General features: G+C 62.7%; 1 protein-coding gene. It reads left to right on the top strand.

Annotated features, from left to right (window positions below):
• A partial coding sequence (locus G3I60_RS44005; RefSeq protein ID WP_203675350.1) for an IS3 family transposase occupies positions 1 to 161 on the top strand: 161 nt, incomplete at its 5' end.
• Positions 162 to 453: the final 292 nt, after the last annotated feature.

The following is a 453-nucleotide window of genomic DNA, read 5'->3' as shown; positions in this document are numbered from 1 at the left end:
CCATCAAGCGCGAGGTACTCGGAACCGTCGCCTGGCCCAGCCGGGTTGCTGTCCGCACCGCGATCTTCGAATTTATCGAGAGCTGGTACAACTTGCACCGACTGCACAGCAGCCTCGGCTACCTCAGCCCTGCCGAATACGAGACCGCACTCGCAGCCTGACCACCACACCAATGGTGTCCGTCAAAGCGGAACAAGCTCAATCCACCGCAGAAGCGTGCGACACCCCCCACAGGAGCGAACCCGACTGCGCATGAGGTGTCTCCGACAACAGCACCGCCTCGTCCCACGACTCCGACCCTGCTGCGTGGTGAACCCATGCGATGGCTGCTAGTTGCAAACCGTCTACCGCCAATACGGCAACGCTCGAAACTTGCTCAGGAGTGACGCTCAGGAGTGCGGGTTCGTCCTCCATCCCGTCAAGCGAGCGTGCCCGGATTCCGGGCCCCGGCTC

It is taken from the genome of Streptomyces sp. SID13666 (genome assembly GCF_010548325.1).
Taxonomy (GTDB): Bacteria; Actinomycetota; Actinomycetes; order Streptomycetales; family Streptomycetaceae; genus Actinacidiphila; species Actinacidiphila fildesensis.
This window is presented reverse-complemented; position numbering and strand designations above follow the sequence as displayed.